General features: G+C 43.9%; 21 protein-coding genes. 13 read left to right on the top strand and 8 right to left on the bottom strand.

The features are described from left to right. Window positions 1-114: 114 nt before the first annotated feature. Together LKO26_RS08660 and uvrC are read right to left on the bottom strand one after the other, a co-directional pair. Entirely contained in the window at window positions 115-549 is a 435-nt protein-coding gene (locus LKO26_RS08660; protein WP_227587459.1) for a cold shock domain-containing protein, read from the bottom strand. A gap of 276 nt (window positions 550-825) precedes the next feature. Further along, entirely contained in the window at window positions 826-2649 is a 1824-nt protein-coding gene (uvrC, locus tag LKO26_RS08665; protein ID WP_227587460.1) for an excinuclease ABC subunit UvrC, read from the bottom strand. Between the two features lie 81 nt (window positions 2650-2730). On the opposite strand from uvrC, the gene hutH reads away from it, so the two are divergent. The 4 genes from hutH to secG all read left to right on the top strand — a co-directional run bounded on the left by hutH (window position 2731) and on the right by secG (window position 8160). After that, a complete protein-coding gene (hutH, locus tag LKO26_RS08670; RefSeq protein WP_227587461.1) occupies window positions 2731-4224 on the top strand; it encodes a histidine ammonia-lyase in 1494 nt (497 codons plus the stop codon). Window positions 4225-4308: 84 nt separating this feature from the next. Further along, a complete protein-coding gene (locus LKO26_RS08675) occupies window positions 4309-5622 on the top strand; it encodes a M16 family metallopeptidase (protein ID WP_227587462.1) in 1314 nt (437 codons plus the stop codon). 7 nt (window positions 5623-5629) lie between these two features. After that, the gene (locus LKO26_RS08680) at window positions 5630-7663 is read left to right on the top strand and encodes a M16 family metallopeptidase (protein ID WP_227587463.1); all 2034 of its coding nucleotides are present in this window, start codon (window positions 5630-5632) and stop codon (window positions 7661-7663) included. Window positions 7664-7815: 152 nt separating this feature from the next. Further along, entirely contained in the window at window positions 7816-8160 is a 345-nt protein-coding gene (gene secG, locus LKO26_RS08685; protein WP_227587464.1) for a preprotein translocase subunit SecG, read from the top strand. Between the two features lie 32 nt (window positions 8161-8192). On the opposite strand, the gene LKO26_RS08690 is transcribed toward secG, so the two are convergent. The 5 genes from LKO26_RS08690 to recR all read right to left on the bottom strand — a co-directional run bounded on the left by LKO26_RS08690 (window position 8193) and on the right by recR (window position 12335). Next, entirely contained in the window at window positions 8193-9230 is a 1038-nt protein-coding gene (locus LKO26_RS08690) for a hypothetical protein (RefSeq protein ID WP_227587465.1), read from the bottom strand. Between the two features lie 5 nt (window positions 9231-9235). Beyond that, complete coding sequence (locus LKO26_RS08695; protein WP_227587466.1) at window positions 9236-10384, bottom strand: NAD-dependent epimerase/dehydratase family protein; 1149 nt, start codon at window positions 10382-10384, stop codon at window positions 9236-9238. Then, window positions 10372-10770: an acyltransferase gene (locus LKO26_RS08700; protein ID WP_227587467.1), complete on the bottom strand. Its 399-nt coding sequence runs from the start codon at window positions 10768-10770 to the stop codon at window positions 10372-10374. Before LKO26_RS08700 ends, LKO26_RS08695 begins: the two co-directional genes overlap by 13 nt. Window positions 10771-10926: 156 nt before the next feature. After that, the gene (locus LKO26_RS08705; protein WP_227587468.1) at window positions 10927-11715 is read right to left on the bottom strand and encodes a glycosyltransferase family 2 protein; all 789 of its coding nucleotides are present in this window, start codon (window positions 11713-11715) and stop codon (window positions 10927-10929) included. An 8-nt stretch (window positions 11716-11723) separates the two neighbouring features. Further along, the gene (gene recR, locus LKO26_RS08710; protein WP_227587570.1) at window positions 11724-12335 is read right to left on the bottom strand and encodes a recombination mediator RecR; all 612 of its coding nucleotides are present in this window, start codon (window positions 12333-12335) and stop codon (window positions 11724-11726) included. Between the two features lie 134 nt (window positions 12336-12469). On the opposite strand from recR, the gene LKO26_RS08715 reads away from it, so the two are divergent. Together LKO26_RS08715 and LKO26_RS08720 are read left to right on the top strand one after the other, a co-directional pair. Next, a complete protein-coding gene (locus LKO26_RS08715) occupies window positions 12470-13912 on the top strand; it encodes an aminoacyl-histidine dipeptidase (RefSeq protein WP_227587469.1) in 1443 nt (480 codons plus the stop codon). 139 nt (window positions 13913-14051) lie between these two features. After that, window positions 14052-14828, top strand: a complete 777-nt coding sequence (locus tag LKO26_RS08720; RefSeq protein WP_227587470.1) for a copper resistance protein NlpE N-terminal domain-containing protein — start codon at window positions 14052-14054, stop codon at window positions 14826-14828. Window positions 14829-14909: 81 nt separating this feature from the next. Here the strand turns inward: LKO26_RS08720 and der are convergent, their stop codons facing one another. After that, window positions 14910-16217: a ribosome biogenesis GTPase Der gene (gene der / locus LKO26_RS08725; protein ID WP_227587471.1), complete on the bottom strand. Its 1308-nt coding sequence runs from the start codon at window positions 16215-16217 to the stop codon at window positions 14910-14912. Window positions 16218-16465: 248 nt separating this feature from the next. On the opposite strand from der, the gene LKO26_RS08730 reads away from it, so the two are divergent. From LKO26_RS08730 to fdhD, 7 genes are read left to right on the top strand one after another with little or no spacing between them, the layout of a single operon-like run. Next, on the top strand, window positions 16466-16939 hold the full coding sequence (locus LKO26_RS08730; RefSeq protein ID WP_227587472.1) for a heme-binding domain-containing protein: 474 nt from the start codon (window positions 16466-16468) through the stop codon (window positions 16937-16939). Window position 16940: 1 nt separating this feature from the next. Continuing rightward, window positions 16941-17354 carry a thiol-disulfide oxidoreductase DCC family protein gene (locus LKO26_RS08735; protein WP_227587473.1) on the top strand — a complete coding sequence of 138 codons (414 nt, stop codon included), beginning with the start codon at window positions 16941-16943 and terminating at the stop codon, window positions 17352-17354. Window positions 17355-17412: 58 nt separating this feature from the next. After that, window positions 17413-18051, top strand: a complete 639-nt coding sequence (locus tag LKO26_RS08740; protein ID WP_227587474.1) for a DUF4290 domain-containing protein — start codon at window positions 17413-17415, stop codon at window positions 18049-18051. Further along, a complete protein-coding gene (gene murA, locus LKO26_RS08745) occupies window positions 18051-19358 on the top strand; it encodes a UDP-N-acetylglucosamine 1-carboxyvinyltransferase (RefSeq protein ID WP_227587475.1) in 1308 nt (435 codons plus the stop codon). The genes LKO26_RS08740 and murA overlap by 1 nt, the downstream gene beginning before the upstream one ends. A 45-nt stretch (window positions 19359-19403) precedes the next feature. Beyond that, window positions 19404-20435, top strand: a complete 1032-nt coding sequence (locus LKO26_RS08750) for a hypothetical protein (protein ID WP_227587476.1) — start codon at window positions 19404-19406, stop codon at window positions 20433-20435. Window positions 20436-20467: 32 nt separating this feature from the next. Beyond that, window positions 20468-21532 (top strand): NTP transferase domain-containing protein, encoded by a 1065-nt coding sequence (locus tag LKO26_RS08755; protein ID WP_227587477.1) that lies wholly within the window; start codon window positions 20468-20470, stop codon window positions 21530-21532. A 17-nt stretch (window positions 21533-21549) separates the two neighbouring features. Further along, window positions 21550-22365, top strand: a complete 816-nt coding sequence (fdhD, locus tag LKO26_RS08760) for a formate dehydrogenase accessory sulfurtransferase FdhD (RefSeq protein ID WP_227587478.1) — start codon at window positions 21550-21552, stop codon at window positions 22363-22365. Window positions 22366-22380: the final 15 nt, after the last annotated feature.

The following is a 22380-nucleotide window of genomic DNA, read 5'->3' on the forward strand; positions in this document are numbered from 1 at the left end:
TACAAAAATCATCATCAGCCACCGGAAAAAGCCGTAATATTTCAGAATACACACTTCGGCAACCAAAAAAAACTCCGGAAAAAAACCGGAGCTGCTGTATTATTTTAATGGGATTTACTTTATCAGTTTAATATTGACTGCAGAAAATCCTTTTGGTGATTTTTCTTTTTCAAAAGATACCCGGTTTCCTTTTTTCAGTTCAATATCACAGTTGTTTTCGTGGAAAAAGATGCTTTCTTTGGTACTGTTTTCGGTGATAAAACCATAGCCTTTGTCACTCATAAATGAAACAATACCGGTTTTAATAACATCTTCTGCTTCTATAGGAGCTGCACCCAGTTGTATGTCATCAATGTCTATCTCCACCCGTTCCTGCTCGTCCGGCGGGGTTTCAGTCAGTTGCCCGTTGGCATCTACATAGAGGAACATTTCATCCAGTCCTTTTCCTTTGTTGTTATTGGTCTTCCGTTCCTCGCGCTTTTGCGCCTTTTCTTTTTGTTTCTGAAGTTTTTTCTTGAAATTTTCTTTTTTTGAGAAAGAATCTGCCATAAATTCGTTTGCTATTGTTTAGTTAATAATATTTACACTGAGACAGCCGGAAACTCTAAAAGGAAAACATTTGTCTTCCGGAGGTTCTGCTCAGAACACAATTCCGCTGTTCCATAAACAGGCAGCTGATCCGGCGAAAACTGAGAGAGAAGAATAATACGATTATAAAACTTTAGCAGAATAGGCAAGGGCTGTTACCCGTTTACATTTCTCGCAAAGATACGAAAATATTTTTAAGAATATTTTATTAATCATTCTGAAAAACAAATGCACTTTTTATTCAACCTCCAGAAAAGAGTCCTCTGCCTCACTCCCGTTGAAATAGCGCCACACTACTCCTCCTTTTGCTTTGCCCAGAATTTCTTCCAGTACCGGCCGGGGCGCCTCTTTGATGCGTTTCACAGATTTCAGACGGGCAAACAATAATTCTATGGATTTCTGTCCGACCCCGGGAATCTCTTCCAGTTCGCTTTTTATGGTGGAGTTTTTCCTGCGCGTGCGGTGGTGCTTCACGCCAAACCGGTGGGCCTCGTCCCGTACCCGCTGCAATATCTTCAGTGTTTCAGATTTTTTATCCAGATAAAGGGGAATTGGATCTTCGGGGAAAAATATTTCCTCCAGCCTTTTGGCAATTCCTACCACCGTAATTTTGCCGTACAGCCCCAGCAGCCTGAGGCTTTTCACTGCAGATGACAACTGCCCTTTCCCACCGTCTATCAGAATGAGTTGCGGAAGGTTTTCTCCCTCATCCAGAAGCCTTTTGTACCGCCGGTAGATCACTTCTTCCATGGTGGCAAAATCATTGGCTCCTTCCACCGTTTTCGGGTGAAAAATACGGTAATCTGCCTTGCTCGGCTTTCCATCTTTAAACACCACACAGGCGGATACCGGATTGGTTCCCTGTATATTGGAATTATCAAAACCTTCTATATGCCGCGGTTCTGCAGGCATGCGCAAAAGTTTTTGCATCTCTGCCATAATGCGGTTGGTATGCCGTTCCGGATCTACAATCTGTACCTGCTTCAACTTTTCTATGCGGTATTCTTTGGCATTTTTTTCAGAAAGTTCTACAATCCGTTTCTTATCTCCCACTTTCGGAACCATGAATTTCACGCCGGGAATCTCAAAATTCAAGTGGAAGGGTAAAAGTATTTCCCGGGACTCAGAACTGAATTTATTCCGGATTTCGATCAGGGCTTCTTCCAGAATTTCCTCATCACTTTCCTCCAGCATTTTTTTGATTTCTGTGGTATAACTCTGGATGATGTTGCCGTTCTGGATTTTAAAATAATTCACATAGGCCGCAGTTTCATCACTGGTCATTCCAAAAACATCCACATCATCAATATTGGGATTGACCACCGTATGTTTGGCCTGATAATCCTCCAGCATATCCAGTTTTTCTTTCACCATCTGCGCAGATTCAAATTCCAGATTCTCTGCAAAGGAAGTCATCTCTTCTATCAGAAAATCCTTGGCAAGCCGGAATTCGCCTTTAATAATGCCCCGAATCGCATTGATTTTCCGGTCATAATCTTCCATTGTTTCCAATCCTTCGCACGGACCTTTGCAGTTTTTGATGTGGTATTCCAGACATACTTTATATTTTCCGTCTGCAATTTTCTGCGGACTCAGATCCAGGTTGCAGGTTCGGATTTTGTAGATGTTTTTCACCGTATCCAGCAGTACTTTGGCGGGTCTTACCTTGGCATAGGGACCGAAATATTCGCTGCCGTCTTTAATAAGTGTTCTGGTAAGGAAAACCCTGGGGAAGTTTTCGTTTTTGATGCAAATCCAAGGATAGGTTTTATCATCCTTCATCATCACATTATAAAACGGCTGATGTTCTTTAATGAGATTATTTTCCAGCAAAAGCGCATCATACTCACTTGGGACGATGGTAGTTTCCAGCCTGTGAATTTTCCCCACCATAATTTTGGTGCGGTAGCCGGACAAGGTTTTATTAAAGTAAGAAAGGACTCTTTTTTTCAGATTTTTAGCCTTCCCCACGTACAGCAACTGCCCGTTTTTATCATAATAGCGGTACACTCCCGGATCGGAAGACAGCGTTTTGAGTTGTAATTCTAACTGCGGATTCACCCTCCAAAATTACGCAAAACAATTTCAAATTTGAGGAATGCTGAAATTTCCGTAATTTTAAGACCTAATTTTTTACGACTTATGATATATGGTGTAGACAGTTTTTCGTTCCACGATATTTTAACCATCGCCGGGAATCCGAAAGCTGCGCAACTCAATGAACAATCCAGAAAACAAATCCTGGCTTCACAGGAAAATGTTCAGAAAATAGTTTCCTCTAACCGCACGGTCTACGGTATTAATACCGGTTTCGGACCATTGTGTGATGTGAAGATTTCTGAGGAAGAAACGGCGCTGCTTCAGCACAATCTCATTATTTCTCATGCTGTTGGTGTGGGCAAAATGATTGATAAGGAATATTCTAAAATCATGATGATTGCCAAAGTACATGCACTCTCCCGCGGGTTTTCCGGGGTTACACTACAGGTGATAGAAAGGCTGATTCTGATGCTGGAAAAAGACATCATTCCCTGCGTTCCGGAACAAGGAAGCGTAGGCGCATCCGGAGATCTGGCACCGCTGGCGCACATGGTGCTACCGCTGCTGGGTCTGGGGCAGGTCTGGGAAAACGACAAACCTACTGCCACAGCAGAAGTATTGCAAAAACATGACCTACAACCGCTGAAACTGGGTCCGAAGGAAGGCCTGGGACTGATCAACGGCACCCAGTTTATCCTGGCACACGCCATCAAAGGTCTGGAGAAAATGGAATACCTGCTGGATTTGGCAGACCTTACTGCAGCTATGTCGCTGGAAGCGTACCGCGGGTCTGCAAGCCCCTTCAAAAAAGAACTTCATGAAATCCGCCCGTTTGCAGGCAGTAAAACAGTTGCTGCCCGAATGCTGAAATTTCTGGAAAATTCTGAAAACCTGAAAGCACATGAATTTTGTGACCGTGTACAGGACCCTTATTCCTTCCGGTGTGTCCCGCAGGTACATGGTGCCAGCCGAAATGCCTATGAACACCTGAAGGAACTTGCAGAAACCGAACTGAACTCGGTAACCGATAACCCCATTGTACTGAGTGCCGAAGAAACCATTTCCGGGGGCAACTTCCATGGACAATTAATGGCGCTTCCCATTGATTATGCAGCACTGGCGGCTGCTGAGCTGGGAAATATTTCGGACCGCCGGAGTTATCTGCTTCTGGAAGGAAAATTTGGCTTACCCAGACTGCTCGCAGAAAGTTCCGGGCTCAATTCCGGATTTATGATTCCACAGTACACTTCTGCGGCACTGGTATCAGAAAACAAGTCGCTTTGTTTCCCGGCATCTGCAGATTCTATCCCTACCAGTCTGGGGCAGGAAGACCATGTGTCTATGGGCAGCATTTCCGGGCGGAAACTGAACCGCATTCTGGACAACCTGGTGCATATTCTGGCTGTGGAACTGATGTTTGCCGCACAGGGTCTGGAATTTCGAAGACCGGCAAAATGCTCGGACATTATTGAAGAAAACTACCGCATCATACGCAGTAAAGTAGCCAAACTGGAAGATGACCGGCTGATTGGCGAAGACATGCTGGCCATCGCAGAAATGATTCAAAACCGACAGTTTGTTGTTTCCGGGTCTTAATCTTGTGTAAAAACCAGTCAATATTGTAACAATCTTTAACAAAATTATACCTATTACACATATAAATAAAATAACTTATTTTTCATGAAAAAAAGAATACTTTCCGCTGCTGCCGTGGCTTTTGTGAGCTTAATGCTTAATGCGCAGCAAATTAAATTTGAAGAATACAAGCTTCCGAACGGACTTCATGTGATTCTTCACCAGGATAACAGTGCTCCGGTAGTGACTACCGGCGTGATGTATCATGTAGGATCCAAGGATGAAGATCCTGGAAGATCCGGTTTCGCTCACTTCTTTGAGCACCTTCTTTTTGAGGGTACCAAGAACATCAACCGTGGCGACTGGTTCAAAATTGTATCTGCAAACGGTGGAACCAATAATGCGAACACTACCAGTGACAGAACGTATTACTACGAAACATTCCCGTCTAACAACGCTCAACTTGGACTGTGGATGGAAGCTGAAAGACTGCGCAGTGGTGTGGTAAACCAGATTGGCGTAGACACCCAGAGAGAAGTTGTGAAAGAAGAAAAGAGAATGAGAATGGACAACCAGCCTTATGGGAACCTGTTCAATTCCATTCTGGAAAACACCTTTACCAAGCATCCGTACCACTGGTCTGTAATCGGATCCATCGAAGATCTGAATGCTGCTAAACTGGATGAGTTTCAGGCCTTCTACAAAAAATATTATGTTCCTAATAATGCAGTACTGGTCGTAGCAGGAGACATAAACCCGGATCAGACCAAAAAATGGATTGAAGAATACTATGGTTCTATCCCGAAGGGAACGGTAACTCCGAAAAACTTCCCGATGGATCCGCCTATTACCCAGGAAAAAGAAGTGACGGTTACGGATCCGAACATTCAGATTCCTGCGTACATTTACTCGTACAGAACCCCTTCTAACAAGCACAGAGACTCCAAAATTCTGGATATGATCTCAGCATATCTGAGCGGTGGTAAATCCTCTGTACTGTACAAGAAACTCGTAGATGAGCAGAAAAAAGCGCTTCAGGTATCTGCCAACAGTATTGGTTTTGAAGATGCAGGGATTTTCGCATTCTTTGCTTTGCCTATGGGAACTACGCCGAAAGCTGATATGCAAAAGGTCATAGATGAGGAAATTAAAAAAATTCAGACGACACTGATTTCGGAAGAAGATTACCAAAAACTTCAGAATCAGTTTGAGAATCAGTTTGTCAATTCCAACTCCAGCATTCAGGGTATTGCCGGCTCACTGGCGACCAACTACATGCTGATGGGCGATACCAACCTCATTAACAAAGAAATAGATATTTACCGCTCTATCACCCGCCAGGACATTATGGATGCGGCAAAAAAATACCTGAACAGCAACCAAAGAGTAATCATCAACTACGTACCTGAAAAAAAGTAATCTTACAATGAAACATAATTTTAAATATATAGCAGCAGCATTTTTGATTTCGGGTGCTGTTCATGCCCAAAAAATTGACATCAACAAAATGCCGGTTCCGGGACCTACGCCTACCATTAATATTGCCACGCCGAAAACCTTCACCATGAAGAATGGTCTTACGGTGATGGTGGTAGAAAACCATAAGTTACCGCGCGTAAATGTAACGCTGAGCATGGACCGCCCGCCGTTTTACGAAGGTAATATTGTAGGGGTAAGCCAGGTAATGGCAGACCAGCTGGGGAACGGGACGACCAAAATGAGCAAAGATGATTTTAACAAAAGAGTAGACTATCTGGGCGCGAGCATCAACTTCTCCGCATCAGGTGCTTTTTCTAATTCGCTCTCTAAATATTTCCCTGAAGTACTGGGACTGATGTCTGATGCCATTATCAATCCTAAATTTACCGGCGAAGAAGTAGAGAAAACCAAAGACCGGATGATTGAAGGACTGAAGGCAAGTGAAAAAAGTGCAGACGCTATTGCCTCCAGAGTATCCAACGCCTTGATTTACGGCAAGAATACCTCCCGCGGGGAATTTGAAACAGAAGCCAGCATCAAAGCCATCAAACTGGCAGATGTGCAGAATCTGTACAGCAAGCATTTCATTCCGAACAATGCACACCTGGTCATTGTAGGTGATGTAAAATTCGACGAAGTAAAAAAACTGGTTGAAAAGAACCTGAATAACTGGAAAAAATCCAACACGACTTATGCTCCGCTGGAGCCGGCTGCAAATGTGGCCAAAACTGAAATCAACATCGTAGATGTTCCGAACGCCGTGCAATCTGTAATCAGCGTAGGAAACATTCACGACCTGAAAATGAATGACCCGAAATATTTTGCAGCCACTATGGCCAATTATATCCTGGGTGGCGGCGGAGAAGCCAGACTTTTCATGAACCTGAGAGAGAAAAACGCATTCACCTATGGTGCGTACTCTTCCCTCTCTACCTATAAATACGGACCTTCTTTTTCTGCAGAAGCCAGTGTAAGAAATGAAGTAACCGATAAGGCCGTACAGGAATTCATGAATGAACTGAAAGGTATTTCCACCGTAAAAACTGAAGAGCTTACAAATGCAAAAGCCAAACTGAAGGGAGATTTCATCCGTTCGCTGGAAAGACCTGAAACCATTGCCCGTTTTGCGGTGAACCAGAAAACACAGAATCTGCCGGCAGATTTTTATACCAATTATCTGAAATCTATAGACAAAGTAACGGCCGGAGATATCTCCAATGCGGTAAAAGCGACCATTATGCCGGAAAAATCCAGAATTTTCATTGCCGGTAAAGCATCTGAAATTGCAGATAACTTAGAGAAACTGGGTTATCCTGTGAAATATTATGACGACCAGGCAAATCCGGTTGCAAAACCAGTAGCCCAGAAAGCAGACGCCAGCGTAACGCCCTCTGCAGTGGCAGACAAGTATATTGCAGCCATAGGCGGTGCTGCCAATGTGCAAAAACTGAACTCCATCACCACGAACGCCACCGGAAAAATCCAGGGAATGGACATCAACATGAAACTCATTCAGCAAAAAGGCGGGAAAATGATGATGGATATGCAGATGATGGGACAAACCATGCAGAAGGTAGTATTTGACGGAAAGCAAGGCTATATGGAAGCACAGGGACAGAAAATGCCGCTTCCGGAGGATGCCGTAAAGGAACTGGCTGAAAACAAAGAACTGTTCCCTGAACTGGCATTCGGAAAATCCGAGGAGTTCAAAGTAACCGGTATTGAAAAGAATAACGGAGAAGATGCTTATGTGGTAAAAGGTAAGGACATTACTTATTTTTACAGCACCAAAACCGGGCTGAAGACCGGCGAAACTAGAAGCCAGGGCGGACAAACGGTACCTTCTACCTACTCTGATTACAAAGATGTATCCGGCGTGAAGATGCCCTACAAAATCACCCAGAATCTGGGCGGCATGGATGTAGAGTTCAACGTGACCGCTTATGAGGTAAACCAGGCAAAAGATACAGACTTTAAATAATTGATTCATGAATCATCTGATAAACGGCAGCGAAAGTTGCCGTTTATTTTTCTGATTTAAAGGGTGTAGAAACGGAAGTATTCCGCTCACTATTTTGTAGTTCGGCAAAAAAAAGTTAATTTTGCGAACTTAAAAAACTCTTAAAATACATAATGGGTACAATATTTACATTATTCATGGTGCTGATCATGATCGCTTGTGTTCTTCTGATTATTATTATTATGGCACAAAACCCTAAGGGCGGAGGTCTCTCTTCGACCTTCGGAGGGGCATCTTCTGCACAGTTTGGAGTGCAAAGAACCAATGACTTTATGGAGAAAGCCACCTGGACGATCGGAATCACGATTGTTGTGCTTTCCATTTTAAGCGTGGTGCTTACTGCAAAACCAAAAATGAAGATGGCTCCTCAGGCTCCGGCTGCTACCGAAGCTCCTGTACAGAGTGCTCCGGCCACACAACCTGCTCCTGCTCCACAACAGGTTCCTGCAGGACAATAAGAAATCAACAATTTAAAAAAATAAAGTACGGTTCAGGAATTCTGATCCGTATTTTTTTGTGAAAACCAATAGTTCCTCTGATCCTCAAAAAAAACACCGTTCAACCAGGAATCAAGCGACATCATTTGCAGGGTTTCCTCCGGAATACTGACCGTTTTTGAGGCTAAAAAGCTTTGCGGAATCTCGGGTTGCTCCCGGTTTGTAATAAGAATATTTTGCGGATGATAGAACGGATAATTTTTAATATCCTCATTGAAAGTAATCAGTTTCTTGCCCAATGCCATCACTTCAAAAGTCCTCATGGTAAGTCCGTTCTGAAAAGGTTTATTGATGTCCAGAACCGCTTTTGTCTTCTGGTAATATCGGGAAATTTCAGAATGGGAAAGCTTTTTGAAACTGGCTTTCCGGAGATCAAAATCTTTAAAATTTCTATCGAAAATTCTTTTCAGAACCAGCACAGTTTTCCCCGGCGCATAATAATAAAAAAAAGTACTCAACCCGGCTTTTTCACACGCTTTTCTTACTTTTTCGCCAATGCGATACCGGTCTGTATGTGCACTTCCAATAAAAGTAACGTCAACTTCCGGCCGAGAATGAGAATGCGACTTCCTGTATTGATCAAGGAAAAAAAGCGGCCTGAAACCCATGTTATTATTCAAAGCATCAGCTCTGTCGAACGTTATACTTTTATCAAAATACGGAATAAAATCTGCAAACCTGGGATGTTCATGAAGAGCGTCGTAGGTATAAGCGATCATTTTCATGCCGGGATTTTCCTTTTTTATTTTTTTGATGAAGGACAACGGAATCGCTTCGCCTTTGATCAACAAGAAATAATCATACTTTCTATTTTCCGTTTTTTTGAAAACAGAACGATAGTATTTTTGAATCTGAAAAGCCAAAACGCTACGAAACACCCGGATGATTCCCTTTTGCAAAACAGAATTGGAAGGACGGTCATCAAAAAAATCGACTGTAGCACCCAGTTCCTGCAACCGTTCGACAATGGCTTTTTCATACCCGAAAAAACGGACCGAGATCAACAGTATTTTTTTTCCTTTAACATCCATTCTGATCAGAAAAGCATTTTTCTGGAAGTCATTTCTGCCAGAGAACGTTCGAACTGATTATCCTTAATCTCCTGATTCTGCACCCACTTACAAAATCTTTTAAGTCCTTCTTCAAAGGATACCTTCGCTTTAAATCCCAACTGATGTTCCGCCTTAGTGGTGTCAGCAAAATTGTGGCGGATGTCTCCGATTCTGAACTGGCCTGTCACCTGAACCGGAACCTCAGAACGGTAATTTTTAATTAATTGTTGCGCCACTTCAAGCACCGTTACCGGAATTCCCGTACCGATATTTACCGCTTCATTTTTCAAAATAGTATTTTCAATGGCCAAAATAAAAGACCGAACAGCATCATCAATATGAATAAAATCGCGGGATTCTTTTCCGTCTTCAAATACGCGCACCGGTTTTCCGGAGAGAATCTGATTAGAAAAAACCGACAAAATACCGGTATACGGATTAATGAGCGACTGCCCTTCTCCGTACACATTCTGAAAGCGCAAAGCAACGGCAGGAATTCCCAGAACTTTGGTTACAGAAAGCAGCATTTCTTCCTGATATTGTTTGGTCATTCCGTACACGGAAACCGGATGAATGCGGGAAGATTCATCTGTCGGCAATACTTTCAGCGGCTCTAAATCTTCCAGAACGACCTCAAAATTTCCTTTCTTCATTTCTTCAGGATTCCGCTGCGATGGATAAACATTGCCCAAAACCGGATGAAGATATTTTCCTTCACCATACATCGCACGGGATGAGGCTACAATTACTTTTTTAACGCTGTGATCATCATTAACGAGAGCATCGAGAAGATGTGCGGTACCGGAAACATTTACTTCAGCATACCGGTGAATGCTGTACATAGACTGTCCTGTTCCCGTTTCGGCAGCAAGATGAACGACCACTTCCTGATCACGCAGCGCTTTATTCCAGTCGTTTCGTTGGGTAACATCTCCTTTTATAAATGTAACATGCGGAATAATGCTTTGGTACAGAAAAGAATCCTGTTCGGGATTATCACCATGAACCTGCGGCAAAAGATGATCCAGTACAGTAACCGTGCAACCCTGCTTTACCAAAGCCAGCGCGAGATGACTTCCTATGAAACCAGCACCGCCTGTAATAAGAATATTTTTAAAATTCATTCTTTCCATTTTTCCCATTTTTGGGTGTCCGGATTATACTTTTTAACAATTCTTGCCGGCGCACCTACGATGACGCAGAAATCCGGAAATGTTCCGCGCACCACTGCGTTGGCCCCTACAACACATTGTTTGCCCAGAATAGTACCCGCCATGATGGCTGCTCCCATTCCGATGTAACAGTTTTCGCCGATGGCCGTTTCTTTTACATGGTATTTTTGTTTCACCACATGCTGGCCAATGGTTTGGTAATCGTGGTCAATATTAGTAATAAATACGTTGGCAAGAATCAGTGAACTTTTTCCGATGCGCAGATTTCCGGCGGAAGTGATGTGCACATTCTGAGAAATGATGACATCATCCTCAATATAAATTGATCCTTTCTGATGTGTTTCCATTCTGAGATGCGGGAAAATCCTGACTTTTTTTCCAACGAAAACCCGCTTTAAACCCATTAAAAAAAGAGGTCTGCCTAAATAGGAAGGCATTCCCATTTTTCCGAAAAAAGGGCTGTACAATAATGCTCTGATGGTCCAAAAGAATTTCGTTAACATTTATCTGAAAGGTCTTATTGCATATTTTAACTTCGAAACTGTATAATAAAAAAGGAATTCTACGAATGTAATCCGGCCTGAGTGGTACATTTCCCTGTTATTTTTCTGAATTCCTCTTTCCATTTCTTTCAGGTTTGCGGACAAGCCGGAAACACCAAAGGATTTTTTCCCTCCGCCTGCCAACACCAAACGTTCGGGCAGCAGCATCATGTTATAATGTTCCGTAACCCGCATCCAGAAATTCGCATCTTCGGAATATTTCTGTTTTTCATCAAAATAGCCGGTTTTGCGGAGTACTTCTTTTCTAAAAATGGCCGTTGAGGTCTGTCCGGTAATTTTCAGCAACAGTTGTCTTAAACCCACTTTCACAAGGCCGGTTTTTCTGTCTTTAAAATAAGGAAAAGTTACCCGTTCATTATTCCATAACGACACCATGAAATCAATCTTCAGATCCGGATTCATTAAATATTTCATTTGTTTCTCCGTTTTTTCCGGCATCCATTCGTCATCCGCATCTAATAGCGCAATAAAATTTCCTCCGGCTTCTTTCATGCCCACATTTCTTGCTTTGGACACTCCGGAATTGACCTGTTCAATTAACCTGATATTCAAATTTTTATTCTCCTGAATATAGCTATTTACCATTTGAGCACTGTGATCCGTGGATCCGTCATTTACAATAATAATTTCAAAACCTCCTTTGTAAATCTGGTTCTTTACCGAATCCAGCGCACGACAGATGGTGGCTTCTGCATTATACATAGGAATGATTACCGAAATTGTTTCCATAGTTTGGATTAATCTGCTTCGTTATACGGCACGCGGTTCTGAATAGAACGCCCCAGTGAGATCTCATCTGCAAATTCCAGCTCATCTCCTACCGAGATGCCCCGCGAAATGGTAGAGAAGGTCACCCCCCGGTGGCGGAACTTTTTAAAAATGTAATACGCCGTGGTATCCCCTTCCATCGTAGCGCTGAGTGCAAAAATCAATTCCTTCACCACGCCTGTTTCCAGTTTTCTGTCTATGGAAGTAATATGGAGTTGGCCGGGACCAATGCCTTCCATAGGCGAAATTTTACCGCCCAGCACCAGATATTTCCCGTGAAATTTACCGGTATTTTCTATCGCCATCACATCCCGCACATCTTCTACAATGCACAACACTTCTTCATTGCGTTTCGCATTGGCACAGATATCACATACCTCCGTATCCGAAAAATTATGGCATTCTCTGCAATACTGAATAAGCTGAACCAGATTTTTCAGTGCATCACCCAATGCGATTGCCTGACTCTCCGGTTGTTTCAGAAGATGCAATGCCAGTCTCAGTGCAGATTTCTTACCGATTCCCGGCAACCCTGAAATTTCATCTACGGCTTTAGCCAAAACTTTACTTGGAAAATCCATCCCACAAAAATACAATATTTTCAGGAGCGGTGCATGCAGGGAAACCTGTCTCGTCATCAGCAAAACACATTTATTATCTGCCAATGGTTTTCTTAAGGCATTAATTATTCTTAAATTTGATCAAAATTTAATCTATGGATCTTACACAGATAGAACCCCGGGTACTCTGGAAAAACTTTTCGGCGCTGAATGCCGTTCCGAGACCTTCTAAGAAAGAAGAAAAAGTAATAGAATTTATTAAAACTTTTGGTGAAAATCTTAATCTGCCCACCACAGTAGATGAAGTGGGCAATGTCATCATCCGCAAACCGGCCACTTCGGGAATGGAAGACCGTAAAACGGTTGTTTTGCAGTCCCACCTGGACATGGTACATCAGAAAAACAGTGATGTACTCTTTGATTTTGAAACCCAGGGAATCCAGATGGAAATAGACGGCGACTGGGTAAAAGCCAAGGGAACTACCCTGGGTGCGGACAACGGCCTGGGCGTAGCTGCCATGATGAGCGTGCTGGAGAGCACCGATATAGCACACCCCGCCCTTGAAGCTTTATTCACCATTGATGAAGAAACAGGAATGACCGGAGCCATCGGACTGAAACCGGGCACCCTTACCGGTGACATTCTGCTGAACCTGGATACAGAAGAAGATGATGAAATAGACATAGGCTGCGCCGGCGGTATAGATGTCACTGCATCACAGACCTATAACCTGATCAAACCTGATGGCCAGATTATGATGATTTCTGTGAAGGGACTGCAGGGCGGTCACTCCGGAATGGATATTCATAAAGGCTTCGGCAATGCCAACATCATCTTGGGCAGACTGCTGTACACCGGTCTCCAAAATCAAAACCTGGAGTTGATTTCCATAGATGCAGGTGGCCTGCGAAATGCCATTCCGCGGGAAGCAACCGCCGTATTTTCCGTACGCCATTCAGCAGAATTCACCGCAGATGCCATTGCCCTGAAAAAGGAAATTATGGAAGAATTTGCGTCCGTGGAGAAAGACCTGAACATTTCTATAGAAAATTACAGCTCCCACGAAAAAGGAATCAGTGCAGAAGATTCAGCGAAAATTATTCTGGCGCTGAAAGCTGCTCACAATGGTGTCTACCGAATGAGTCCGGATGTTGCGGACCTGGTAGAAGCCTCCAATAATGTGGCAAGAGTAGAACTGAAAGATGGTTCACTGAAAATAATGAATCTGAGCCGTTCCTCTGTAGAATCCAGCAAATATGCGGTGGCAGAACAGCTGAAATCGGTTTTTGAGCTGGCAGGCATGAAGGTAGAGTTCAGCGGTTCCTATCCGGGCTGGAAACCAAAACCAGGTTCAGACATTGTAAAAGTAATGGAATCCATTTACGAAAAGGAATTTGGAAGCAAACCGGCAGTCGTGGCCTGTCACGCAGGACTGGAGTGTGGAATTATTGGATCCAATTACCCGGAAATGGATATGGTAAGTTTCGGACCCACCATCAGAGGGGCACATTCACCAGACGAAAGAGCTAATATTCCCTCCGCCCAGAAGTTCTGGAAATTCCTACAGGAAATTCTGAAAAACATCCCTAAAAAATAATCACACATTGATCCGGACTGAATTCCTTCGCTCCGGATTTTTTTTGCAATATGACCCAAATTCAGAAAAAAACAATTCACCAGTGTGTGTACATTTTATTATTGCGTACATTAGTAGAGCAAATTTTAAATCCTTAACAATGAGAAAACACAAACGCTTCCCGACTTTCGGCATGCTGGTCGCACTGACTGTTGCAGTATTGCTGATCCTGGCCTGTGATACGCAGAAAAATGCCGGCTCAGACCACAACGCAAAAACCTCACTGGATTACGACGGTATTTACCGTGGTACACTGCCCTGTGCAGACTGCGAAGGCATTAAAACTACCGTATATCTGAACCGCAACAACACTTACAAACAGGTACAGCAATATCTGGGTAAAGATGGAAACAGTTTTGAATCAGCCGGTACTTTTGAATGGTCCAAAGATGGCAGTACTGTGATACTGAGGGATAAAAAAGACAAAATACAATACTTTGTAGGAGAAAACACGCTGACCCTTCTGGATCAATCCGGGAATAAAATCACGGGCAATCTGGCCAGTCATTATATCTTATCCAAAGACAATTACAAAATTCTTCACCGGAAATGGAGACTCACAGAACTGATGCAAAAACCGGTACAGTATGGTGCAAATACCCCGGAAATGTACATTCAGTTTTCTGATGAAGACCAGACCTATGTAGCCACTGCCGGCTGTAATATTCTGCGGGGAAGTTTCAGTACAGAAGCTCACAACCGCCTGAAATTAAGCCAGGGAATCAGTACTATGAAAGCCTGTGCTGATATGCAGATGGAGGATCAACTGAAGCAGGTGCTGAATACCGCAGATTCTTTCATCATTAACGGAGATGAACTGCAGCTCATCAAAGCGCGCATGGCACCCCTTGCAAAATTTACAGCTCCGGTAAACTAGTACCTGATGCTTTTATACAAAAAACCTCTTTTAACGACTGATTAAAAGAGGTTTTTTTGTTTGGAGAGAATCCGGACAGATTTATTTCTGCCGGAAGTACACTTCAATAGGCACTCCCGTGAAACCAAACTGCTTACGCAACTGATTTTCGGTGAAACGCTTATAAGGCTCTTTCACATATTGCGGCAGGTTGCAGAAGAAAACAAACTGCGGACTCGGTGTGGGCAGCTGCACACAATATTTAATTTTAATGTATTTCCCTTTGATGGCCGGTGGCGGCGTTTGTTCAAAAACAGGGAGCATCACCTCATTCAGCTTAGACGTCTTTATTTTCTTCGCCCGGTTCTGGTAAACTTCCATGGCAACCTCCACAGCTTTCAGAATTCTTTGCTTGGTTAATGCCGACACAAAAAGGATCGGAATATCGGTAAACTGTCCGATTTTGGATTTAATCTGATTTTCAAAATCCCGGGTCGTATTGGTCTCTTTTTCCACCAAGTCCCATTTGTTCACCAGGATTACAATACCTTTTCTGTTTTTCTGAGCCAGGCCAAAGATGTTCATGTCCTGAGACTCCCAGCCCAGCGTGGCATCTACCATAATAATGACCACGTCTGAATATTCTATAGACCGTATGGAACGCATGACGGAATAGAATTCCAGGTCCTCTTTCACTTTGGCTTTACGACGCATACCGGCAGTATCTACCAGCACAAATTCGTGACCAAATTTATTGTACAGCGTTTCTATGGAATCCCTGGTAGTGCCTGCAATATCAGTCACAATATTTCTTTCCACATCCAGCAGTGCATTGGTCAGGGTTGATTTCCCTACGTTCGGTCTCCCGGCGATGGTAATTTTGGGAAGTCCTTCGAAGGGGTCTTGATAATCACTGGTAGGAAATTCATTCACCACATCATCCAGTAACTCACCGGTTCCGGATCCTGAAGCAGAAGAAATGGTATAATATTTTTCAATTCCCAGCTGGTAAAATTCTGTGGCGTGAAGTTCGTCTTTGGCAGAATCTACTTTATTAACCACAATATAGAATGGCTTATTGGCTCTGCGCAGCATTTCAAAAATTTCGCGGTCCGTATCGGTAAGACCTTCTGCCACATTCACCATAAAAATAATGGAGGTGGCTTCATCTATGGCCAGCTGTACCTGTTTGGAAATTTCTTCCTGAAAAACATCTTCGGTATTTACTTCATATCCGCCGGTATCAATCACGGTAAAGTCTACACCGTTCCAGTCAGATTTGCCGTAATGGCGGTCACGGGTTACTCCCGCAGTGGAATCTACAATGGCCTCCCTTCTCTCCAGCAAGCGGTTAAACAGAGTGGATTTGCCTACGTTGGGACGTCCAACGATTGCTACAATATTGCTCATAAAAATTTGTTTCTTTTGCGGGAAAAACTCGGATTATCCTTCCAAAAAATGTTTTTCTGCCCGCTGTTAAAAAAGAATGGGTTACTCCAACCTTTGAAGCCCAAAAATTTTTTGCAAAGATAACGTAAAATGTAAGAACCCAATACGATATACCTTTCTTTATTTGTGAAAGTGCTGGACATTTTGCAGCAGCTTGCACTCCATTCCGTCATTTTTTGTAAATTCACCTGCACAAAATTTGAAGAGCTATGAAAAAACTTCTGATTGTCCTGCTGGTTTGCTTCGTAATTATTCAGTTTTTCAGAATAGACCAGACCAATCCGCCGGTAAACAAAGGCATGGATTTTCTCCAGATTAAAGATACGCCTGAAAGCACTGCCACAATCATCCGCAACAGTTGCTACGATTGTCACAGTAATGAAACAAGATATCCCTGGTATACCCACATACAGCCTGTGGCCTGGTTTATGCAGTCGCATATAGAGGAAGGCAGAAAGAACCTGAACTTTTCACTGTTTTCCACCTATGAACCAAAGAGACAGATCCGGAAACTTCAGGAAGCTGCAGAACTTACTGAAACAGCAAAAATGCCACTCCAGTCTTATGTCCTGGGACATCCGGAAGCCCAGCTTTCTGATGAAGAAAGGCAAGAACTGGCTCAGTATTTCAGACAGATAGAAGAAGACACCAGAATGATGAATAATCTGCAAGATTATCAATAAAATGAATATACAGACAGACCCTGGAAAATATTACGTGTTGTACGACGGCGAATGCGGATTCTGCAACTACTGGGTACAGTGGATTCTGGCCCGGGACAGGAAGGATCAGTTTTTGTTTGCCTCCCTTCAGTCGGACTTCGGACAGCAATTTCTGTCCGAACGGGGACTGAACCAGAAACAGTTCAACACGCTTTACCTGTGGAAACCACAGGGATTTTATATGGTAAAATCAAAAGCAGTTATACACATCGCAAAAATACTGGGAGGCACCTACAGGCTGGCCACAATTTTAGGAATATTTCCAACGTTTTTTTCAGATAAAATTTATGATCTGGTTGCCGCAAACCGTCAGAAACTCTCTGGTGGAACCTGCGAAATCCCAAGTGAAGCACAAAGGCGTAAAATCATTTCATAACATGGATTTATTGTACCGCAATCACTTCAACTGAACGCAAAATCCTATATTTGCAATTATGGAATACAATACACAGAGAAACCCATTGCATATGCCGGAATATGGCCGCATGATCCAGCAACTGGTAGAGCGCTGCAAGGAAATTACAGATAAAACAGAACGCGATGAAATGGCCGCAGCCATCGTGGATTTCATGGGGCAGAGAAACCCGCAGCTCCGGGACGAGGATAATTATAAGCATAAACTGTGGGATCACTTATTCATCCTTTCCGGATATGATCTGGATGTAAGTTCACCCTACCCATTTCCCACCCGCGAACAGATTAAGGAAAAACCCATGAAAATGGAATACCCCAAACTGCAGGGCGAATTTAAATTCTATGGCAAAAGTATTCTTCAGCTTATAGAAAAAGCCATTGAACTGGAGGAAGGCGATGAAAAACTGGCGCTGATAGAAGTCATTGCCAATAACATGAAGAAGTCCTATAATATTTACAATAAAGAACACGTGACAGATGATGTCATCTTCCGCCACCTGAAAGAACTCAGTGAAGACCGCCTGGATCTGACCAATCTGGACAGTCTGGAAAAAAGCAAACTGTATTTCACCGGAAACCGGAATAAAAATCAAAAAAACCAACACCAAAAAAATCAGAACAGACACCGGAGTCAGCAAAACCAAAACAGAAGAAAATAATGAGCGGAACATTTGAGATTATTGGGGGTAAAGAATTGCGGGGAGATATTACACCGCAAGGTGCAAAGAATGAAGCTTTACAGATACTATGTGCCGTTTTGCTTACCGATGAAGAGGTCAGAATTAATAATATCCCCGATATACATGATGTAAACAGACTGATTGACATTCTGAAAGACCTGGGGGTAAAAGTGACCAGACACGCTCACGGAGATTTCAGTTTTAAAGCAGATGAAATCAATTTCGATTATTTCAAATCTGAAGAATTCAAAAAAGACGGCGCCAGACTGCGGGGTTCCGTAATGTTGCTGGGTCCCATGCTCACCCGGTTTGGTGAAGCATACATGCCCACACCCGGTGGTGATAAAATAGGCAGAAGACGTCTCGATACGCATTTTCAAGGTTTTGTGGAACTGGGCGCAGAATTCTTTTATGATGACAAAGAATATTTTTACAGCCTGAAAGCCAAAGAACTGACGGGAAAATTCATGTTGCTGGAGGAAGCCTCTGTTACCGGTACAGCCAATATCATTATGGCCGCTGTACTGGCTAAAGGCAAAACCAGAATTTACAACGCTGCCTGCGAACCTTATCTGCAGCAACTCTGCAAAATGCTGAACCGGATGGGCGCCCAAATCAGTGGTATAGGCTCCAATCTCCTCACTATAGAAGGCGTGAGCCGCTTGAATGGTACCGAACATACGCTGCTGCCGGACATGGTTGAAATTGGATCCTGGATTGGACTGGCCGCCATGACCCGGTCAGAAATCACCATTAAAAACGTACAGTGGAACCACCTGGGCGTTATTCCGCTTACCTTCCGGAAACTGGGCATACAATTGGAACAAAGAGGCGATGATATGATCATTCCGGCTCAGGAAAATTATAAAATCCAGAAATTTATAGACGGCTCCATCCTTACCATTTCAGACGCGCCGTGGCCCGGATTCACACCGGATCTGTTGTCCATCATTCTGGTAGTGGCCACACAGGCCAAAGGAACACTGCTCGTTCATCAGAAAATGTTTGAATCCCGTTTATTCTTCGTGGATAAACTGATTGACATGGGTGCACAGATTATACTGTGTGACCCCCACCGTGCTACAGTAGTTGGGATGAATCATGAATCGCCACTGCGCGGAACTACCATGATTTCCCCGGATATCCGTGCAGGAAATGCCCTGCTGATTGCCGCCCTCTCTGCCGAAGGAAAATCCACCATCCACAATATCGAGCAGATAGACCGCGGCTACGAAAACATAGACGGCCGCCTGAAGGCACTGGGAGCCGACATCAGAAGAATCTAACCCGAAGATGATGCAGCGGTTTCGCTGCATTTTTTTATACATGCGATGACTACTGACCAAGACAAATCCCTAAACACCGGAAACTCCGTACTGATTACCAAGCTGACCGCATTGTGGGCCGTAAGCGAAAGCGGCCTGGGCGGAATCTTTCACGCCATGAAACTCCCGTTTACCGGACTCATTCTGGGAAGCTTTGCGGTAATGATCGTCACCTTCATGGCTCTCAATACCAGAAATAAGTTCCGTACCATTCTGCAGGCTACCCTGATTGTGGTACTGGTGAAAGCCATTGCCAGTCCTCACTCACCATTCACCGCCTATATTGCCGTACTTTTTCAGGGTATGGTGGGTGCACTGATTTATGCGCTTTTTCCCACCAACAGGTTTTCAGCCATTCTTTACGGTGTTATTGCCTTAATGGAAAGTGCTTTGCAGAAATTATTGATGCTGGTTCTGATTTTCGGGCAAAACATCTGGGATGCTTTCCAGGAATTTTTCGAAGCGCTGTCTAAACAGTTCCATATAGAAAGTCTGGCCATGTTCCCCATGGCCGTAGTGGGCATTTATTGTTGCATGTACTTCATCGGTGGTATCCTGGCCGGTAATTTTGCCATTATGCTGCCGGAAGCCATTCGCAGAAAAGCAGATGCGCTGCCTTCACTGGCGGAGCCTTTAGAAAACGATACGGGTCCCCGCAAAAAAAAGGGAAAAACCACCAGACTGCTCACTTTGCTGATGATTTCCATGTTTATAGCATCGGTATTCCTGTTTACAGGATCGGTAAACAAAGCGCTTTGGTCACTGGCACGGACTTTTGCGGCCATCGGGCTTCTGTTCTTCATCATCAATCCGTTATTTAAATATTTCATGGAACGCTGGAAAAAATCGCGCCGGCATCATACTGCAGTCACCGCTGTTCTGGATTATGTACCCCAATTCCGGAGCCATGCCGCCCAAGCCCGGCTCCTAGCGGAACAGGAAAAATCTGCCTTTCGCAAATTCAGAACATTCCTGCTCACCTGGATGGCCCTTGCGCTTTATACCGGTGATGAAACCGGCAATCATCATCAAGACTGATCTTTTCTGCTCAGATTCTTTATCTTTAACCCATGAGCAGATCAGTACAAATTCACATTATTTCCGGGAAAATAGGCAGTGGCAAGACAACTTTGCTTCAAAACTGGCTGCCCCCGGGGGCATGCGGTATTCTTTCGCCTAAAATCAATGGCAAAAGAGTTTTTCAGAATATTGAATCCGGCGAACAAATGGCCATGGAAAACGCTGCGGGCACCCTGGAAACCGGTCGCTACCGCTTTGATGCAACGTCATTCGTATGGGCGCAGGATGTGGTGCTGAATGCATGGTTGCGCAAGCCGGAATGGCTGATCATTGACGAAATCGGTCCGCTGGAAATCCGGAAAAACCAGGGCTTCCACGAATTATTGGTGAAAATTTTCAGTGAACAATCTTCATCTGACACAAAAATTCTGATTGTTGTACGGGACTTTATGGTGCAGGAGTTTTGCGAAAAGTACGGACTTCAGCATGCTGTTATTCTGCCCGAAACCTATTTCAGAACCGGGAGTTTGCGTCCACTCACCGGTGTAGTCCTCTGTGGCGGTGAAAGTTCGCGCATGAAGCAGGATAAAGCATTGATCCGGTATGATGAGTTGCCACAATGGAAAAAAGTCCGCAACCTGCTGCAACCTTTTTGTGATGAGGTAGTAGTTTCGGTTAATGAGCATCAGTGGCATACGTGGGCAAATGAGGAAGAAGGCACATTCATCACTGACCATCCACAATTTGCCGGTAACGGACCGCTCACAGGGCTGCTTACGGTTGCCACACAGAAGGCTGGCCGTGGACTTTTTGTAATAGCCATTGATTATCCGATGCTGAAAATGGAAAACCTCATCTCCCTTTTCAATGAAAGAACTGAAACTGCGGAGGCGGTCTGTTTCCTGAACGGAGAACGTATGGAACCCCTGATTTCCATCATTGAAAAAGAGGCCCTGCACAAACTCACAGAATACCACAAAACTGGCGGAAATTCTGTAAACCGCTTTCTGCAAAGCATTCATACCATAAAAGTACCTGCAGATTCCGGCGATTTTTTAACCAACATCAATTCCCGGGAAGAATTTCTTAACTTTAATACGGATTTTGAGCACTGAAAGCCATCCGCTGAAACATGATAAAAAAAGTTGACATCCAAAAAATAAAAGAATCAGATCTGTTTACTACTGAGGATTTGCTCGCTGTGGAAGAACCGCTGGAGATTTCCCTGAAAACCGCATCCGGTACTTCTACCGTTTCTGTCACCATGCGTACCCCGGGGAATGATGAGGAGCTGGCTGTTGGGTTTTTATTTACCGAAGGGATTATTTTTTCGGCTAAAAATTTAGGAACACCTGCATCCTGGTCTGCATCAGAAAACCGGATTACTATCATCCTTCATCCTGATTTTGAGCCGGGACTGGAAAAGCTGAAAAGAAATTTCTATACCACCAGCAGTTGCGGCGTTTGTGGCAAAGACAGTATTGACGCCATCAAACAGGTGTGCCGGACGCCGGAAATCACCAAAGAAATCGCCGTAAAAATGGAAGAAATCTTTACATTTCCGGAAAAATTACGGCAGGCACAGCAGACCTTTGAAGCCACCGGTGGTATTCATGCTTCGGCATTTTTTGATGCCGCAGGCAATCTGCTGACTTTGCGCGAGGATGTAGGACGGCACAACGCCCTGGACAAACTCATCGGCGCGGCACTGCTGCAATCTGATGAAGAGCCTTTCTTTGTGCAGGAAAAAATTGTACTTTTGAGCGGAAGAGCAAGTTTTGAACTGATTCAAAAAGCTGCGATGGCCGGCGTGCAAATAGTTTGCGCCATAGGAGCACCCAGTTCGCTGGCTGTAGAGACCGCCGAGGATTTCGGCATGACTCTCATCGGTTTCCTGAAAAACGGAAAAGCCAATGTGTACTGCGGTGCAGACCGGATTAAATTTTAACTAAAAAACTGAACA

This window comes from Chryseobacterium sp. MFBS3-17, assembly GCF_020687745.1.
GTDB lineage: Bacteria > Bacteroidota > Bacteroidia > Flavobacteriales > Weeksellaceae > Marnyiella.

Excerpts from the sequence above, each read along its gene's own strand:
- LKO26_RS08735 (WP_227587473.1), top strand. The coding sequence starts at position 16,941 with ATGAATATACAGACAGACCCTGGAAAATATTACGTGTTGTACGACGGC.
- LKO26_RS08730 (WP_227587472.1), top strand. The coding sequence starts at position 16,466 with ATGAAAAAACTTCTGATTGTCCTGCTGGTTTGCTTCGTAATTATTCAG.
- murA (WP_227587475.1), top strand. The coding sequence starts at position 18,051 with ATGAGCGGAACATTTGAGATTATTGGGGGTAAAGAATTGCGGGGAGAT.
- recR (WP_227587570.1), bottom strand. The coding sequence starts at position 12,335 with ATGGATTTTCCAAGTAAAGTTTTGGCTAAAGCCGTAGATGAAATTTCA.
- hutH (WP_227587461.1), top strand. The coding sequence starts at position 2,731 with ATGATATATGGTGTAGACAGTTTTTCGTTCCACGATATTTTAACCATC.
- LKO26_RS08695 (WP_227587466.1), bottom strand. The coding sequence starts at position 10,384 with ATGGAAAGAATGAATTTTAAAAATATTCTTATTACAGGCGGTGCTGGT.
- LKO26_RS08755 (WP_227587477.1), top strand. The coding sequence starts at position 20,468 with ATGAGCAGATCAGTACAAATTCACATTATTTCCGGGAAAATAGGCAGT.
- LKO26_RS08740 (WP_227587474.1), top strand. The coding sequence starts at position 17,413 with ATGGAATACAATACACAGAGAAACCCATTGCATATGCCGGAATATGGC.
- LKO26_RS08680 (WP_227587463.1), top strand. The coding sequence starts at position 5,630 with ATGAAACATAATTTTAAATATATAGCAGCAGCATTTTTGATTTCGGGT.
- LKO26_RS08700 (WP_227587467.1), bottom strand. The coding sequence starts at position 10,770 with ATGGAAACACATCAGAAAGGATCAATTTATATTGAGGATGATGTCATC.
- LKO26_RS08690 (WP_227587465.1), bottom strand. The coding sequence starts at position 9,230 with ATGGATGTTAAAGGAAAAAAAATACTGTTGATCTCGGTCCGTTTTTTC.
- fdhD (WP_227587478.1), top strand. The coding sequence starts at position 21,550 with ATGATAAAAAAAGTTGACATCCAAAAAATAAAAGAATCAGATCTGTTT.
- LKO26_RS08705 (WP_227587468.1), bottom strand. The coding sequence starts at position 11,715 with ATGGAAACAATTTCGGTAATCATTCCTATGTATAATGCAGAAGCCACC.
- LKO26_RS08675 (WP_227587462.1), top strand. The coding sequence starts at position 4,309 with ATGAAAAAAAGAATACTTTCCGCTGCTGCCGTGGCTTTTGTGAGCTTA.
- LKO26_RS08660 (WP_227587459.1), bottom strand. The coding sequence starts at position 549 with ATGGCAGATTCTTTCTCAAAAAAAGAAAATTTCAAGAAAAAACTTCAG.
- LKO26_RS08720 (WP_227587470.1), top strand. The coding sequence starts at position 14,052 with ATGAGAAAACACAAACGCTTCCCGACTTTCGGCATGCTGGTCGCACTG.
- LKO26_RS08715 (WP_227587469.1), top strand. The coding sequence starts at position 12,470 with ATGGATCTTACACAGATAGAACCCCGGGTACTCTGGAAAAACTTTTCG.
- der (WP_227587471.1), bottom strand. The coding sequence starts at position 16,217 with ATGAGCAATATTGTAGCAATCGTTGGACGTCCCAACGTAGGCAAATCC.
- secG (WP_227587464.1), top strand. The coding sequence starts at position 7,816 with ATGGGTACAATATTTACATTATTCATGGTGCTGATCATGATCGCTTGT.
- LKO26_RS08750 (WP_227587476.1), top strand. The coding sequence starts at position 19,404 with ATGACTACTGACCAAGACAAATCCCTAAACACCGGAAACTCCGTACTG.